The following is a 16,217-nucleotide window of genomic DNA, read 5'->3' on the forward strand; positions in this document are numbered from 1 at the left end:
AAGCAGGGAGAAACCACCACTGATCGAAGTGAATCAACGGGTTCCGCCGAAGAGCGACCCTCTCAAACGAGGGGTGGCCTTCCTACAAGGGTAACAGTAGGATACGTCGTATACACAGACTCGCCGCAGTTGCGTTCTCGACCGGTCGATATCGGAGGCTCGTCAGGGGTCTTCGTTCACGGGGTGGACCACATAGAAGGCGTAGCGAGTAGACAGTCGGGGATATCAGATCTGTTGAAACAGGGTGGCGTCCCTTGGCGGCAACTGTCGAATCGAGAAGTCGAGGACCTTCCAGAGTCGGTTCGTCGGAAACTCGAAGAGCAAGATTGCGTTCAGGCGACCGCGTTGTTCGGTGATCTAGCTGGGGTGTTGGTTACTCTTGAAGATGGATGGAACACCGGGTATTCACATGGCGCAGATGTGCTTGCGTCTATGATTCTATCGGCAGACGGGCAGGGGTTCACACGGGCAGTCTACTACTATCTGAGTGTGTTCGCGACTGAAGCGGGTTCAGATCCTAAAGCACTCGCGGAACTGAAAGGGATCCAGCCAGAGACGATCCGGGCTGAGCTACGGAAGGCAGAGAGTGACTGGGGGGAGGAGCTTGCTGATCTGGTTCAGCGGTCTGATGCGTCCTAGGGGGTTACTTGAATAATTCTCCGTCGTTCTGGAAGTATCTCTCCTCTTCGTGGATATACAGTAGCGGGATCATGATCACGGTGTAGAGTGCGAATAACCCGAGGACGTAGTACGTCCTATCGTAGAGCATGAGAACCAGCATCCCGGTCGCTGCGACGACGGAAAATAGCAGGAAGTAGAGTTCGATCCGCTCGTTTTCCCACTTGTTTTTCATCTGCCTGAATGTGGTCGGTGCTTCTGAGAACAGTAGTCGCATCTTCACATCTCGTGGGAGGTCCTCAGCTGAGAGATCGTCGTTCTCTTTGACTTCTTCGACTGTGATGTCGGAGAGCGAATCCTCCGGGTCGGTATCAGCGGTCTTCTCCCCGCTTCCTACGCCGGGGATTTTCTCGAACATATGATCTGCCTCTTACACACCCCTCTGACGGCAGTCCTATTCAAGTTCCCCCTTCTCTTCTAAGGTACTCATCACGGATTCATGGTGGTTTTTGTCGAGGTCTTCCTCGGTCGGGTCGGCCGGTTCCGAGTTCTCCCACGTGGCTTTTGCTCGGGGTATCGGACCTTCGGAAGCTGTGTGGCAGGCCAAACAGATCCAACGACCAGCCCGGTTGTTTCCAGCTTTTCGGCTTCTGATGCCGTCGAAGACGTGTTTTTGCGCCGACTCACAGTGCGCGCAGTTGCGGAATCTGACTGGGTTGTCGCCAGTGTTGTAGCTCCGCTGAAAGAGGAGCGCGGGGACCACCCACTGTTCTTTTCCATTCTCCTCTACCCCAGAGAACATCGTGTCATCGGGTGAGTCCGGGTGGACTGGATCGCTGTTCTCGAGGAAAATGTAATCCTTTGAGGATAGAGTGGAAAACTGGCTGAAATCAATGTCGGCGTGAGAGGCGTTGGTCGAGTCTGCCTCCGCATCTAATTTGGAGATCGCCGACTCGAGGAGCGACTTCCCAGACGGGTCGTTGACGGGAACAGCTTCGGGGAGGTGACCGCCCCAGCCAGATGTGATCGTGTCGGAGGGGCTATCCATGGTCTCGATGAGTTCAAAGCTACGCCCATCGCCAGGTACACCAGTTCGCCGTTTGAACACCGCGGAGGCAAGAGCGAGTGCGTGTATCTTGCTATTAGCGGGGACGATGGCGAGCGCGACGTGGGAGTATTTCCACTGATGTCCAGCATCGCGCTTTTCTGCGGTGTTGGTGACCTCGTGGTCAACACACCGGGAGTCGGTCGGTGGGATAGAACACCCGCAGATTTCGCAAAATGAGGGGGCCTGCTCGTCTGATTGGTCTTCAAAATTGGAGGAGTGAGTATGTAATTCCCGTCCAGAAGACCGAGGCGTCCCGGCAGTACCGAGGTTTTCATCCTCGGGGAGGCGGTCGTCGTCGGGGTAATTGTCGTCGGTCATGGGTGAGATGAGTTGGTGAGAGTCCTTAAAGGTAAGCTAGAGTGTGTTTCGGGAGAACTGGTGAACCTAGTGTAGAGACTGTTCGAGCTGGGTTAGAAGAGACTCTGGTTAGCAGCGTTATCGCCGGAAAGGGTCTGCTGGTCTTCTTCGGCGTCGGCGAAGAGATTGGCTTGTTCACCTTCGCTACTGCGGGTTACCTCAGGGCGATCGTCACACAGGAGTCCCGTGGCTTCAGGGCGGTCAAGACGGCTCTCCCGTTCTCGCTTGTCGACGTCGACATCGAACTGATCGAGAGTGGTCGTGATCGCATCCTCTGCGGGCTCCAGTTCGCCACTATCGCCAAACGTCATCTGCTGTTCTGCGGCGATGTCGAACGCTTCCCGACCAGTCGTCGAGTCACTGTTGGCCGGGGAAGATTCGTCTCCACTATCGGTACCGTCTGCGGGTTCAGCGTGGTCTTCTGGCTGTACTCCACTGTCGCTCGGCGGTGTGCTAGTTCGGGTAGACATGTTTGTTCACCTACTACTAAACCTTCAGCTAAACTCGGGGGTTAAAAATATAAGCTGGATCTCAAGACAGAGCGATCAAAAACAGAACAGTACCGGCACTGACGGACCCGCAAAGCAGTAGCCCCCAGTTCCAGAGGCGCGAATCGGCCGTTGCCCAGCCGAGAGTGTACGGTTTGTTGGAGATGGGCCAATACGGATTGATCGTATAGTCGTAGGCCTCGGTTAGGATGTCACCGACGAGGTGGCTGATGAATCCGAGCATGAAACCAAATGTCGCAAGGAGGAGGGTCGGTATGTCTGCTACGAGCCACGAGAGGAATTCTCCGTTGCCGATCGTGTTGAACTCCAGTATCGAAACGAGCTGTGTGACGAGAGAGCCCATAGCCACACTGACGATGAGCGCGAACCAGATAGTGTGCGTGAATCCACGGTGGGTGAGGATCTTGAGTCGTTGGTCCATGTCGGGAACTCGGGCCGTCGTGAATGAGAATACGAGAGTGAGCACTCCCCAGTGAGGTCCGAAGAGGATCCCGAAGAGGAAGGCGAACGGTGCGGCAAACAAGAGTGCTAATCCGATGTGGCCGTTTTTATACATTGTATCAAACCGCTCTGAGACGGTGTTAGACGCTGGTTCGCGTTCACTTGATAAAAGTCTACCCCGGTGGTGGCTTGTCGTTGTATGGGTGGCGTCCAATCCTGATCAACATGGTGGAGGGCCATCTTGGGGTTTATTTGACCGAAACCTAGATAGTTGCGGGTAGAGTCGGTTGGTTTAGAATGGCGTATATCCGGGAAGTAGGTAGGTCGTTTCAACTGATGTTCACTCAACCGCGGGCGATCGGCCTTCACGTTGGTCTCCTCGGGGCTATTCTTATCGCAGTAGTGGTGAATCCGGTGGAGTCCGTCCCGCTCCTTGGATCTAATTGGATTGTCGGGGGGTATTCGCTGATGGTGAGTGGGATGAGTGTGTTTCTCGCGATCGGCGTTGCCGCGTCGCTGAGTGGACATGGCAGCGGTGCGATTCCGCCATTTCTCTCACCGGCTTGGAGTGCTTTTATGATCGAGTCGGGCTACATATTGGCGATGTTGTTCGTCGTGCTTCCTCAGGTTCTGTGGGGAGGTAGTATTGTTTCGGGGCTACTGATGGTAACAAGCGTATTGTCCGGGTGGGCAGATTTCTTGATGAGTGCTTTGGTCGCAGTTATTTTCCTTGTTGGTAGTTTCTTTTTGGGGGGTGGGATTTGGGCGTACCCCAGAATAACCCGGTCGAGAGATGACATGCTTCATAGCAAGGTGATATGGCTAATGAAGGACTTTGACGAGTTTACTATCGAAGATGCTGGAGATATGGCTGAGGCCCTAGTCGTGTTTGAAACTATAGGGGATCATACTATCGAATATTGGTCTGACATCACCTACTTTGATGACGAGTGGAAGTGGGAGATTCCCCCGGAAGCTATCCGGGACTGTGTAACCGATCCGTTGTTCACGATGCCTCGATTGATTCTCCCCCTTTCGGTGGAGAGCCACCGACGGTGGAGGATTATTGGAGTCGCCTTGATCGGTGCCGGTGCCGTAATTCATACACTGCACGGTTCAGAGCAATATCTACCCATATTAGAGATACTACTGACCATATTCGTGTCGTACGTCACGATGCAGTTTGCTTTTGGCTCGGATTAGCGGGTGTTGGATGGTGCTGTAACCCAGCAGGCACCACATCGGGTGGGTGAAGTTGACCAGAAACTATTCTACAGATGAAAGCTATGGGTGTGTATGGTCGATTGCGACTACTGTGAGGAGACTGTCGATTGTGGCGACAGCCACGATCAGGAGTTTCTCACGCACTTGGCGGAGGAGCATTTTGATGAGCTTGGCGCGGTTGACAAGCGATTAGTAGAAAATGTCTGGGAAGGCAACGTGGGCAAACTCGAAGATGACAAGGAGCTCAAGCCGGCGATCGTCGCGGGGATTTTCGCAGGTGGGTTCGCGCTTGTCATCGGTGTGTTCGCAGTCCAGATGCTAGGTATCGGGACTGCTGATGCGACACCGGCGGATACGACTGGAGATTGGGTGTACGAACAAGGCGAAATGGAGATCACCGTCGACGGCGAGCAAGTGGACGCGGCTGAGTTCGCAGACGGTGAAGCGTTCTACGTTGCTGAGGGGAGTTCGATGTGGCACATGAACGTCCCGACAGAAGACCGTCTGCGGATTGCCGAAGGGCTCGAAGAACTGGGCGTGGTCACCGTCGATGGTGGGTCGGTGTTAGTTACTGAAGCGGTCACGGATGATACGGCGAATGCGGATATCACCGTTCATGTCAACGGCGAGGTCGCGGAGTTGGGAGATCTTGTTCAAGATGGCGACCGGATCGAAGTCGCAATCGAGTCCGAGAACTAGAGACCCCACACTTGGCGGTTGAGGTTCGCCTGTTCTAAAAAGGTAGATGAGAGATGCTAGTTTAGCACTCTGACCAGCCGCAGGACTCGCACGTCTTGCAGCCTTCGGAGTAGTAGAGGCTCATCCCGCCGCACTCGGTACACTCGGGGGACTCGCCGGCCGCGATGAGTTCCTGAGTGGCGTCTTTACTGACGCCCTCTGTTCCGGCCGCTGGTTCCTCTGTGACGGGGCTCCCACCGTCCGTCTTCTCTGACGGTGTGGTGTCAACAGCGTCCGCGTCGGGGCTGTTGTCCACGTCTGAGAGGTTCTGCTGTTTGGGGGTGTTCCGGTCGATGTCTCCCGTGAGCGCCCGGTGGAGCGCAGTGCCGATTGCGTCCGGAATCGACTGGATCTGCTCGCTTTTGTCCCACGCGATTTTTGGACTTCGGGTTCCGCGGAGTTCGTCGACGATTTCCTCGGGGTCGACGCCCGAGCGGAGCGCCGTCGAGATGACCTTCGCGAGTGCCTCCGTGAAGGAGTTGGTGTAGCCACCGGAGTGGCCGATGTTCGCGAACAGCTCGAACGGCCGGCCGTTCTCGTCCTCGTTGATGGTGACGTACACCTTCCCGTATCCCGTTTCGATCCGTTGGGTGACGCCCGCGAGAGAGTCGGGGCGCGGGCTCCGATGACTGTAGTCGATGCGGGGCTGTTCGCTCGCCTCGAGGATGTTTGCGATCTCCGTGTCGACCGCCTGTTGGACATCCTCGTTCTTGAGGAACGCTTCGATGCCGCCGAACACGTCGCTGATCTGCTCGACGAGGGTTTCGGCCGCTTCTGTTTCGTCTGCGAACTCGGCGTTTTTCGCGCGGGTCGTGAGGACCTGCTTCGAGCGAGTGCCGTCGCGGTAGACGGTGACGCCCTTTCCACCGTGGTCGTAGATGTAGCGGTACACTTCCTCCATGTCGGCCGCGCTTGCGTCGTTGGGGAAGTTACACGTCTTCGAGATCGCCGAGTCGACGCCCTCTTGGCAGGCACACTGGACCGCCGCGTGTTCGATTCCCGTGAGGTCGCCCGTGACGACGAACAGTTCGCCGATTGCGTCGGGGACGCTGTCGAGGCCGTCCACGCCATCGAACTCGTTGTTCGCCATCTGCTCTTGCGCTTCACGCTTGACAGAATCGACGTCGATGTCGTTTTCCTCCAAGGTCCGGAGGAAGTAGTCGTCGAACTCGACGAGCATCTCGTCGCCCTGGACGTCGTCGGAGACGTTCTTGTAGAACGCGACGTTGTAGATGGGTTCACAGCCGCCGGTCGTGTTCCCGATCATCGAGGTCGTGCCCGTGGGCGCGATCGTCGTCGTGTTGTGGTTACGGATGGGGAAGCCATCCTCCCACTCGTCGGCGTCGAGGCCGGTGTGGTGTTCGAACCACTCACGGTATTCCGTGGGGTTCGCGTACTTCGAGTCGCTCCAGTCGTTGAACACGCCTCGTTCCTCTGCGAGCTGGTGAGACGCCTGCTTCGACTCGTGGTTGATGTGGGTCATCAGCTGACGGGCGACCTCGTTACCCTCGTCGGACCCGTATCGAATTCCGAGTTGGATGTAGAGTTGGGCGAGTCCCATGATGCCCAGACCGATCTTCCGCATGTCGCGGACGGTCTCTTCGATCTTCTCGACCGGGAAGTCCGACATCGTGACGACGTTCTCGAGGAACCGAGTACCGTAGTCGATCCGCTCGTCGAACTCTTCGTAGTCGATGGCTTCGTTGAGGAACGCACCGACAGCCACCTCGTGAGAGTCGTAGTCGGCTGCGTTCTCTGCGGACCACACACGCCAGTCGGGCGCGTTGAGGTCTGCGATCGTCGAGAGGTTGATGTGCCCGAGGTTACACGACTCGTACTCCTCAAGCGGCTGTTCGCCGCAATTGTGGACGTTGAGTCCCTCTTCGCCGGATACGCTGGCGAAGAAGTTGTGGGTGCCTTCGACGGTGAGGTCGTAGACATCGGCCGTCCCGTCGAGGGTGACACTCTCGACAGTCTTCGCGACGGTTTCGTACTCCGCTCCCTGCTGGGTGGCGAGGGGCTTCGACAGAGAGACGATTGCGTCTCCTGCCGAGAGGTCCTCTGCTTTGACCCACTTCCCGTCGGCACTCCGCAGTTCGTGATCCGGGGTGACGCGGATGGCCGTTCCAGATTCGGTTGCGACCTTGACGATGTCGGCGTCTGTCTTGGTCTGGAACGCTCTCGCAGATCGGGTGACGACTTCTCGGTTGTTTCGCGATAAGACATCAACCCGACCGCCCGCCTCTGCCAACTCGCCGATGGTGGCGGTCTCGCCGTCCGCCAGTTCGACTTTCATCTCTCCGGTCAGGCAGGGGTTCGTCGCGAGGATGCGGTGGTCCGGGTGTTCTTCGACATCAAACGAGTGTTCCTTGTTCACTCGCTCAAGGTAGATGACGCCCGGCTCGCCGTTCTCGTGAGCGCCCTCGATCATGTCGTCCCACAGTTCCTGTGCGGGGATGGAGAGGACCTCTCCGGCTTCTACGTGCTCGCCGAGGCCGAACATCTCGTAGAGTTCCTTCGTTTCGGGAGTCGCGACGTGCGGCTCCTCGGTTCGGGGGTTGGTGAAGGCGAATTCCTCGCCCGCCTCTAGAGCCTCCATGAAGTCGTCGGTGATGCCGACGCTGATGTTGAAGTTCGAGAGGTGGCCCTCGACCGCGTTCCGGAGGTGTTCCGGCACACGGCCTTCGTCGTCGATGAGTTCGCGAGCTTCACCAAGTGCGTCCTTGAAGGAGTTGTGGGTGAAGTCGTCGGGATCGTTCAGCCGCAGCGAGTGGGCGAGTGAGACGTCCTTGTTCTTCGCGTGGATGAACTGGATGACATCCGGGTGGGAGATTCGCATGACGCCCATCTGTGCGCCACGGCGAGCTCCACCCTGCGCGATTGTCTCGCAGAGTTGGTCGTACGTTCGCATGAACGTAATCGGCCCGGAGGCGATCCCGCCGGTCGAACCGACGGCGTCGCCGTATGGGCGGAGTTTCCAGAACGCATACCCCTGACCACCACCGCTCTGGAAGACCTCTGCGGCCTCCTTTGCGGTGTGGTGGATGTCGGAGATGTCGTCGCCGGGGCTGTTGACGAAGCACGCAGAGAGTTGCTGGAGTTCGTCTCCGGCATTCATCAGCGTGGGCGAGTTCGGCATGAACGACAGCTCTTCCATCTTCTCCTGGAAGGCAGTCGCTTTCGACTCGACGTGATTGCGAAGTTCATCCGGGAGCTCGGGGACGACCGTGTCGTAGGCGAACTTGTTGACGTTGTAGACGCTTAGGAGCGTCTCGGCGTCGTCAGTGGCCTTGGTCCCCTTACCGAAGACCTCTGCGGCGAGTTCGTCACGTCGCGGGTGGTCCGGCTTGATCTGGTCGGGCGTGACAGTCACGTCGACGCCGAGGTTGTCGGCCTCGAAGACTGCCTCTGCGAGAGCGACGTTGCGCGCGACTCGCTCGAACAGTTCTTCAGGTGCCTCAACAGCCTCGCCCTCGGCGTTCTTCCGAAGATACCGAGCGGGCAGGATGTTGTAGTAGGCGTTGTCTGTGAGCGTTTCAGCTAGTGTATCGGCTTCTTCCCGCTTGATCGGGAGGTCTGGTGAGTCAGACGTGTTCATGGGCAATCTGTGGCGGTTGACGTAGGTGAGCGTCACCTACGGAGGCTGGTCGGTTCCAGCCATATAGGTTGGTTGTCTGTGTTTTCATAGTTCGTAGCCGTTGGGGCCTCACCCTACAGATTACTCCGAAGCAATCAGTGGAGATTTGGCTTGGTACATAGGCTATCATCGAGTCATTCTCGCGGAGTGGTTGTATCACTTGTGGTTAAGTGTCTAGTTAAATCACTAATCAACTCACTTTACCATCGTTGTATAAAAATTACCTGTGCTGTCATTTCAAATCATTTTACGTTCGTTTGATTTCTCCGGAGTCTATTTATATTCTCAATGAAAAGCAAAAGTTAGAACGATGGAGAATAGGTATGGACCTGGAAGTGAACCGGATCTACATGAGAATGTAGTCTCGTATTCTCGCCCACCTGTGGTATCTGCCCATTTTATTCCGGCGCGTAGCGTTACACCGCCGTTGTCGATGTGGCTACAGATGTTCGAAATACGGGGTCGTGTTTTCGGCCAGATATTCACACAGCGGAAGATGAGAGAGTTCGACGAATTGCCCCAGATGACGAACGTGGGATCAACTTCGTTGGAACTGGAATACGAATCGCGAGATTACCACGATCCGCTACAGTGCTTAGTTGAGAGCATCGACGCGCTGGAAGCCGTGGTGGACCGAAAAAAGGCAGAATCGCCTGTTCTGGAGAGTGTCGAAATCCAGGACAAAAACTACGCTGAGTGTGGCTCGGATCTTGTCCAGATGTTCGGGACGCCGTTTTCAGACATCCTTGGAGTCCTCTCACGGTCAGATATTCTGGTCAGCGGGTCAGATTTCGACAATCGCGATCGCGATGGTGGGTCGGGCCACATGCCGGGCGACCTGTAGGCGTTTAGCCCTCCGTGAATTTCTAGAAGACGAGAGTTTCAACGAGCAGGCCGACTCCGAATCCGATCAGTGCGCCGGGGACGGAGACGATGAGCGCGGCGATCGCCTTCGGAAGTTCCGCCCACATGAGAAGCCCGAGGCCAATGATGCCGCCGAGGGCGGTTGTGAACTGCGGGAGGGTGATCGATAGTGCGCCAAACTGAGCGGCAGCACCGTACGCCCCGGCGCTAACTGCGAGCGCGCCCGGAAGGAATCCATCGCCGATCCCCAGCATCGAGATGCCATGATCCGAACCGTGGAGACCTTCTAATCCCTCCTCAGAGACAATCTCTCGGAACTTCTCGAACGAGAAGGTCTTGGAGTGAGGCACGAGGATAAAGATCGGAATCCCGTATGAGATCATCTTCGCGGCCATTGATTGCATCTGGCCACCCTTCACACCGATCAGATCGTACACCAGCATCCCGAGAAGAAAGAGGATGAGGAGTGTAGCTGGGAGCTTCGTCCCGAACGAATAGCCGGCGTAGATCATCAAATAGACACTGAAAATGTTGAAGATGGTCCACGTGGGGATGGCTGCTGGCCACCCGGTTCGAACCATCGCGATGGCGACCAACGCGACGATCGGGAAGAACGTCACAACCGGTTCAAGATACTCCGTTAGAAGCGTGGGGGTGAAAATCGCGATACTGATGAGGGAGACGAAGAGCGTGCGACGTCCACCGGGTGTGTAAAGCGAATATGAGTGGCTCTGGATCGTGCTCGATTCGGCCATTGTGGTCTCTGCTTCACAACGAGGTGTTATGAAACTGGCTCTCAGATGGCTGTCGCGAGGAACGGATAGATGATGTCGAGAGTGTACAACGCGGTCGCGATGACGGCTCCAGCAAAGAGGAAGTGAGATCCGATGGCTCTTGCCCGGTCAAGAAGCAGCAGTACGCCCACAAGCGGGAGGGAGAAAACGACAGACGGGTGCTTGAGGAGGAATATCGGCATGGCGAGGATGGCAAGAACCCCGCGACTCCCCAACGGTGTGTTCGCCCATCTCGCCTTGGCCGCTGTGTTGATGTTGGAGATGTCCTGTGCGCTCGGGAAGGCGTGGAGACTCGACGAGAGGGCAATCCAGAAGCCTCCGCATAGGAGGGCGATTTGGAGGTAGGATAGAGACTCGAGACTTGTGTAGTGGATTGAGATACCGATCGCGAGGTACAGGCTAAAGGCGAACATCGTGTTTAACAGGAACGGAGCTGCTGCTACTGCGAGGATACCGCGGTACGTTCTGGGCGTCTCATGTTTCACGTATCCTGCCGGGCTACCGAACTTGAAGAGCCGATATTCAGCAATGGCGAGGCCGAGGTCTTCTGCGGTATGCTTGTGGGCTAATTCGTGGATGACCACGCCAGGGGCTGTGAGGAGGTAGTAAAGCTGGGATAGCCACGGCGGGATGGAGATCGGCAATGTACTTCCACCGACTCGACTACCACGCATAACTGTTTCGCGGAGGTGCCACGGTCTCGGGTGTGAGAATCGATCTGAGCTTCGCTGAGTGAGAGATTGAGCGGCTGAGGGCTCGAAAATACTCTAATAGACCGCTGAAACAAACAACCTTCAAGAGGGGAGCCGTTATAATATTCAGTATCACAATGCCCCAAGACAATAATCCGAGCCGGGAAGATCCGCCACCACTACCTCCAGAGGTGACTGGCGGTGAGCCGATGGAACCCGAGCTCGTGCTTAGCGATGGGTCGGATTCGTCGGGTGGGTCGGATACGATCGACCTGTCTGAGCTGGACGAAGCGTGGACGCCGTATTTTCGGTATGAAGCGGCGTATTCCGACCAGGTGGACGCGATAGACACGTTCCTCGACCTACTGGCCGATAACGGCTACTACGTCCACGAGGGCGCGTGTGGGACTGGGAAGACGCTGATGGCTGTCACTGCCGGAATCCACGCGATTCGCGACCGGAGTTACCTCAGCGAACACCGTAGCGAAGAGGGGCCGTTCCCCGAGTATTCCCGTGTCGTGGTGACGACGCCGCTAAAACAGCAACTCAAGCAGTTCATCGAAGAGATGAGGGGGATCAACCAGTCCCTCGCTAGCGGTGTATCCCCGGTTTCGACGGTGGTCATGCGCGGACGGACAGACATGCTCCCGTACGCCTACACGGATGCCGCCCCGTTCGACCGGCACCCTGTTACGGCGAAGATCGATGATCTCCGTGAGATGACGGCAGAGTTGATCCGGTTCGACTCGAATATCCCGTTGAACTGGCCTGACGGGATGACGCCGCCGGACTTCTCGCGTCACGATTACGATTGGAGTGATCCCTCGGAAGCGGCCGAGCAACACCGAGAGAACTACCGATTCGACCCGGAACGGGCGAAGGCCGTCCGCCAGATCGTGGCAGATCTGGAGAGAGGTGGCGCAGAGACTGCGGATAACCTCGTTGTGGATGGGGTGGAGACGCCTTACCCAGATTACGTCCCCCACACGAACGATGTCGTGGACACGGCAGTGCTTGAGCGCCGTGGGACTGGTCAGTTGCCGTTGGACCTTCAGGGTAAGTTCGACCCGTTCTACGCGGGGTTCTTCGCTGGTGGACCGACTGTCCCGTTCAGTTTCGATGACGCCGAAGATCACGTCTTCGACCGTCGCGAGCTTATCCAGAAGGCCGCCAGTAGGGGCATCTGCCCGCACGAAACGATGGCGCACCTCGCGTCGGACGCTGAAGTAGTGCTGGGGAACTACAGCCACCTGTACGATCCACAGACGCGGCTACTCACAGAAGAGAAGGCGGGCATCCTCGATCAAGAGACCATCATCGTGGTCGACGAGGCACACCAGATCGAATCCAGAGTCCGAGATATGCTCTCGGATGAGATGGATATCTACACACTCGACCGCGCGATCGCCGATGTCGAAATCGCCCGTCACTACGCCAACGGCGATTTTGAGAAGACGCCGTCGTCGGGGTTGTCCACGGAGAAGCGGCACACGGCGAAGAAACTCGCGAAGGAGGCGCTGAGTACGATACCGGGGTATTCGGTCTCGGTGAAGGATCTCTCTGAAGTAGAGCGGTTCCTCCGGTACGTCAAAGAGAAGATCCTCGGGTACGGAGCCGAGCGCATCGGCAAGGAGTTTGACGACGTGACGTGGGAGCAGGCGGTCGACTACGGATGGAACCTGAACGATATCGAGCATCCGCTGACCGACCCTGAAGACCCGGACGATCCGGACACACTCATGACTGAGACAGTTCGAGAGTCTGACTACGATGCTGGAACCTACCGAAAGGTCTACCCGGTGATGCTCGCCCTCAAATTCGTCTATGAGGGTCTCGAAGAAGAGGGCATCCACGACCGGACGCCGCAAGGTGTGGGTGTCGGGGACTTCTTCAAGCGGTGGGCGGTCGAAGGCCTCGTTGAGTACCACCGGCACGTGGTGCTCGAGCACAGTCCGAAAGAGTCCGTTCCGGGGGAGTACCCCGATTGGGTCAGCCAGTGGACGCCGAAGCTCCAGCTGTTCAACTGTATCCCGCGGCGAGAGCTCCAAGGCGTGTTCTCCGAGTTAGGCGGCGGTGTGCTGATGAGCGCGACCATCAAACCCGAGGATGTCTTCATCGAGGCCGTGGGTATCGACGAGGTCTCGTACCCGAGTGAGGACGACGAAGAGGAGAAACCCGGTGAGCGGCCATCGGAGTTCGAGCAGTACCCGCTTCGGTTCCCCGAGGAGAATCGGCTGTCGCTGATCGGCGACCTGCCGAAGTACACCAATAACAATCGCGGAAGCCCGACCCAAGATCCGCTAGAGATGACGGAGGTTCGCCAGGAGTACGCGAGAGTCATCAAGCAGGTTGCGTCGAGCCCCGGTAACGTGCTGGTCGCGATGCCGAACTACAACGAAGCCGAGTGGGCGTACGAACTCGTCAAAGCGGATCAGAGTTCGAAGCGGCTCCATCTAGACCAGTCCAGCTCCTCACAAGAGACCGACCGGACGCTTGAGGAGTTCTTCGCGGATGGGGACTCGGTCATCTTCACGAGTACGCGCGGGACGATCACAGAGGGCGTCGACTACGACGGTGGGAAGCTCCACTGCGTCGTTGCGGTTGGCATCCCGCTGCTGCCGACGTATCAGCCGACGATCCGGGCGATCAAAGCCGCCTACGACGACCGTATGGAAGGGTCCGGGTTCGACACGGCGCTGACTGTTCCCGCAGTCCGGAAGGTTCGGCAGGCCTTCGGCCGCGTGATCCGCGGCTCCGAGGAGACCGGCGTCCGGATCCTCCTCGACGAACGGTACGGATCTTCGGGGTTCTACGGCGTCAACGACTACCTCTCGGAACAGGAGCAGCGAGAGTTCGCCATGACCAACCCCGATGATGTGGGGCGAGCGTTGTCCACGTTCTGGGAGGAAACGCCACTCAGCTATGAACACGGAGAAACGGCTGAGGAGGCGGGGTCAGAAGAGACGGTCGCGGCGAAGAGCGTCACAAGCGAGGAACCGGCACAAACGGGTGGTCGGACTGGTGAGGCGGTCAGTGCGGATTCGTACTCGAAGATCTACTTCGGCGAGGAAGCTGGCCTTTCCGGGTGGGTCTCGGTCAGTACCCGCGTTGCTGAGAACGAGATCGTCCCGCTCGTGTACGAACACACGGTCGAGAGCGGAGACGCGGGTGAAGACACGATAAAGCTGAACTTCGCGAAGGAGCTGTCGGCGAGTGGCTGGACAGACGTGAAAGCGGACGTCGTTCTCTCGGAGATAGAGCCGATCGCAAGGGACGCCAGAAAGCCGGAGTAGCGGGCGGTTAGAATCTTGGGGTACGGGCCTTCCTGATCTGTCCGTTGTGTCGAATAAGGTCATCGCACTGGGGACAGGCTCGCGGGTTATCTAATCCGTCCGGCGTGAAGACTCGGACGTAGTTGTCGGTGACGTGACTTTCGCAGTTCTCACACGTGGGCATACAGTCGGCGCTCCGCTGCGGGGTGTAATAAGTGGTTCTGTCAGATAGGGTCTGTACCGCCTGTTTTTGGCCAAAGCTGTTGCTCTGAGGGGCCGATCCCCGGCGTTTTGGAATGGCCTAACTCTGTTTCATCGAACCCACGCGCAGCTTCGATGTCGTCTCGCACGTGAGGCACTTGGTTACTCGGAACGGCGCTTTGCCGTGGGTCTTCGGGCCACCTGAGCCAGTTGATGTGAATTCGACGGTGACTTCGTGAATTGTTAACTCATTACAGGAGCCACAGTCCTCGTACCGTTCGTTCTGGCCAAGTTCACTGCTTCCAGTGTTCACTACTGACCTACCGGTGTGAGACCTCTTATGCGCTCGGGGCATGGCTGGCGTTAGCAGTCATTTGTTATAACTATATTGATTGAACTGACTACTGGCTGAAGAGGGGGAGGGGGTAAAACGAGGGGAAGCATTATCGTATGCGGGTGAATTTGGGGTTGTAAGAGAGTTGATCAACAAATTATGACGCCATCCGATAGAGAGACGACCGGTAGTGAGACTTCTCGCGGTGTCGAGGGCTCTGATCCACACCTACGGCAAGACGGGGGAGAACCAACCTCGCCAGTCCGTGAGCAACAAACCGATCCGCACCAAGCAACGGCTACATCGGAGCAGTTCGACGAACTTCCTGAAGACTATGTCCCCCCAAGTCAGCGGTATGGGGCTGGCGAAGTTGAAGAGTCAAACGCGATGGGGTGGTCCGATGTGGAAGGCCCGATTCACGTTAAACTGATGCTGATCGTGATGGTGGCGGCGAGTAAAGTGTCGAATCTGCTGGTCGGTGGGGTACAGTGGATACTCCCCAGAATAACCGGGACTGCGGACCCGCAAGAAGGGATTTCGGGGTACTTCTACCCGGACGATATGATCGGGGAAGACGAATTCATCGTTCACGAAGGGAACCCGAGCAGGTGGGTGATGATGGGGCCGTACCTCGTTGCGGTCGTGATGCTCGTTGTCGCGGTGGTCGTGACGATCGGCGTCCCGTTAGGGTATGGTGACGAGATGCTTGCGCTCGTCACACCTTCCGTACTTGATCTGAGCGTCCCTGACCGCTGGTGGTATTTCCCCTTGTTCCTCATTGGTCTGTCCGTGGTGCTGCTTACCCGGCAGGCGATCGAGCGGGGGTCGACATGGCACATCGTTACGAACCGGCAGATCCTTCACCGGTCTCACCTCCTCAACACGACGAAACAGCGATTCGACCTTCACGAGATACAGAACGTCGAAGATCACTACCCGCCGCCGGAGCGGTTCTACGGTGTTGGACACATCGACTTCTTCACCGCGGGGACGGGTGGGAGCGAAGTTCACTTCCACGGAGTGGATAACCCGAGTGAGCTTATCAAGGAGATCAAATACTATATGCGGCAAGATAAGGAGCGCCGGCTTCGCGGTGGTGTCTCTCCTGATCCGGCGGCGGCGGGTGATCCGCACGCAGAGGGTCCGACAGTGTATCAAAATGATGGAGGACATCAGCACCCGTCTGAGCCCCACGTTGATCAGCAAGCGGCTCAGTCCCCGGACAGTAACCAAGAAGTTGCTCAACAGCCGGAAGAGCCTACAGGCCCGTACGAGCAGGAGACGGACGAGGAGGATGAATCTGAATCACCAGACTACCCTTGGAGGCAGCCCCCTCAAGAGGAGGGCGATAGCATAGAGGAACAAGTGACGAGACAGTCCCTCCAAGACGATATGCGGGAGATTAACGATCGGTAATCGGTAACCGAC

The 16,217-nt window shown here is 57.2% G+C and carries 15 protein-coding genes; 6 read left to right on the top strand and 9 right to left on the bottom strand.

All coding sequences use genetic code 11. From position 1 onward, the window contains the following. Nucleotides 1-432 precede the first annotated feature (432 nt). Nucleotides 433-639, top strand: coding sequence for a hypothetical protein (locus tag NO887_RS09455; protein WP_256418086.1), 207 nt, complete (start codon nt 433-435; stop codon nt 637-639). Nucleotides 640-643: 4 nt separating this feature from the next. On the opposite strand, the gene NO887_RS09460 is transcribed toward NO887_RS09455, so the two are convergent. The 4 genes from NO887_RS09460 to NO887_RS09475 all read right to left on the bottom strand — a co-directional run bounded on the left by NO887_RS09460 (nt 644) and on the right by NO887_RS09475 (nt 3,148). After that, nucleotides 644-1,036: a hypothetical protein gene (locus NO887_RS09460; RefSeq protein WP_256397231.1), complete on the bottom strand. Its 393-nt coding sequence runs from the start codon at nt 1,034-1,036 to the stop codon at nt 644-646. 36 nt (nt 1,037-1,072) lie between these two features. After that, the gene (locus NO887_RS09465; protein WP_256397230.1) at nt 1,073-2,044 is read right to left on the bottom strand and encodes a hypothetical protein; all 972 of its coding nucleotides are present in this window, start codon (nt 2,042-2,044) and stop codon (nt 1,073-1,075) included. Between the two features lie 92 nt (nt 2,045-2,136). Continuing rightward, nucleotides 2,137-2,553 (bottom strand): hypothetical protein, encoded by a 417-nt coding sequence (locus NO887_RS09470; protein WP_256397229.1) that lies wholly within the window; start codon nt 2,551-2,553, stop codon nt 2,137-2,139. 61 nt (nt 2,554-2,614) lie between these two features. Next, nucleotides 2,615-3,148, bottom strand: coding sequence for a metal-dependent hydrolase (locus NO887_RS09475; RefSeq protein WP_256397228.1), 534 nt, complete (start codon nt 3,146-3,148; stop codon nt 2,615-2,617). A gap of 182 nt (nt 3,149-3,330) precedes the next feature. On the opposite strand from NO887_RS09475, the gene NO887_RS09480 reads away from it, so the two are divergent. Both NO887_RS09480 and NO887_RS09485 read left to right on the top strand, forming a co-directional pair. Next, the gene (locus NO887_RS09480; RefSeq protein WP_256418087.1) at nt 3,331-4,236 is read left to right on the top strand and encodes a hypothetical protein; all 906 of its coding nucleotides are present in this window, start codon (nt 3,331-3,333) and stop codon (nt 4,234-4,236) included. A gap of 93 nt (nt 4,237-4,329) precedes the next feature. Further along, a complete protein-coding gene (locus NO887_RS09485; protein ID WP_256397226.1) occupies nt 4,330-4,956 on the top strand; it encodes a hypothetical protein in 627 nt (208 codons plus the stop codon). Between the two features lie 61 nt (nt 4,957-5,017). Here the strand turns inward: NO887_RS09485 and NO887_RS09490 are convergent, their stop codons facing one another. Continuing rightward, on the bottom strand, nt 5,018-8,593 hold the full coding sequence (locus tag NO887_RS09490) for a TSCPD domain-containing protein (protein ID WP_256418155.1): 3,576 nt from the start codon (nt 8,591-8,593) through the stop codon (nt 5,018-5,020). A 484-nt stretch (nt 8,594-9,077) separates the two neighbouring features. On the opposite strand from NO887_RS09490, the gene NO887_RS09495 reads away from it, so the two are divergent. Next, nucleotides 9,078-9,476, top strand: coding sequence for a hypothetical protein (locus tag NO887_RS09495; protein WP_256418088.1), 399 nt, complete (start codon nt 9,078-9,080; stop codon nt 9,474-9,476). 22 nt (nt 9,477-9,498) lie between these two features. Here NO887_RS09495 and NO887_RS09500 read toward each other — a convergent pair whose 3' ends face one another. Together NO887_RS09500 and NO887_RS09505 are read right to left on the bottom strand one after the other, a co-directional pair. Continuing rightward, nucleotides 9,499-10,251 (bottom strand): presenilin family intramembrane aspartyl protease, encoded by a 753-nt coding sequence (locus tag NO887_RS09500; protein WP_256397223.1) that lies wholly within the window; start codon nt 10,249-10,251, stop codon nt 9,499-9,501. A gap of 41 nt (nt 10,252-10,292) precedes the next feature. Next, entirely contained in the window at nt 10,293-10,934 is a 642-nt protein-coding gene (locus NO887_RS09505) for a hypothetical protein (RefSeq protein ID WP_256418089.1), read from the bottom strand. Nucleotides 10,935-11,119: 185 nt separating this feature from the next. Here NO887_RS09505 and NO887_RS09510 point away from each other — a divergent pair, with 185 nt between their 5' ends. Continuing rightward, entirely contained in the window at nt 11,120-14,275 is a 3,156-nt protein-coding gene (locus NO887_RS09510) for an ATP-dependent DNA helicase (protein WP_256418090.1), read from the top strand. Nucleotides 14,276-14,282: 7 nt separating this feature from the next. Here NO887_RS09510 and NO887_RS18655 read toward each other — a convergent pair whose 3' ends face one another. Continuing rightward, nucleotides 14,283-14,438: a DUF7563 family protein gene (locus tag NO887_RS18655; RefSeq protein WP_425492956.1), complete on the bottom strand. Its 156-nt coding sequence runs from the start codon at nt 14,436-14,438 to the stop codon at nt 14,283-14,285. A 117-nt stretch (nt 14,439-14,555) separates the two neighbouring features. Then, nucleotides 14,556-14,810 carry a DUF7835 family putative zinc beta-ribbon protein gene (locus NO887_RS18800; protein WP_465261988.1) on the bottom strand — a complete coding sequence of 85 codons (255 nt, stop codon included), beginning with the start codon at nt 14,808-14,810 and terminating at the stop codon, nt 14,556-14,558. A gap of 381 nt (nt 14,811-15,191) precedes the next feature. Between NO887_RS18800 and NO887_RS09515 the strand changes: the two genes are divergently transcribed. Next, complete coding sequence (locus NO887_RS09515) at nt 15,192-16,205, top strand: PH domain-containing protein (RefSeq protein ID WP_256397219.1); 1,014 nt, start codon at nt 15,192-15,194, stop codon at nt 16,203-16,205. The last annotated feature ends 12 nt before the right edge of the window (nt 16,206-16,217 follow it).

This window comes from Halorubrum laminariae (assembly GCF_024494655.1).
Taxonomy (GTDB): Archaea; Halobacteriota; Halobacteria; order Halobacteriales; family Haloferacaceae; genus Halorubrum; species Halorubrum laminariae.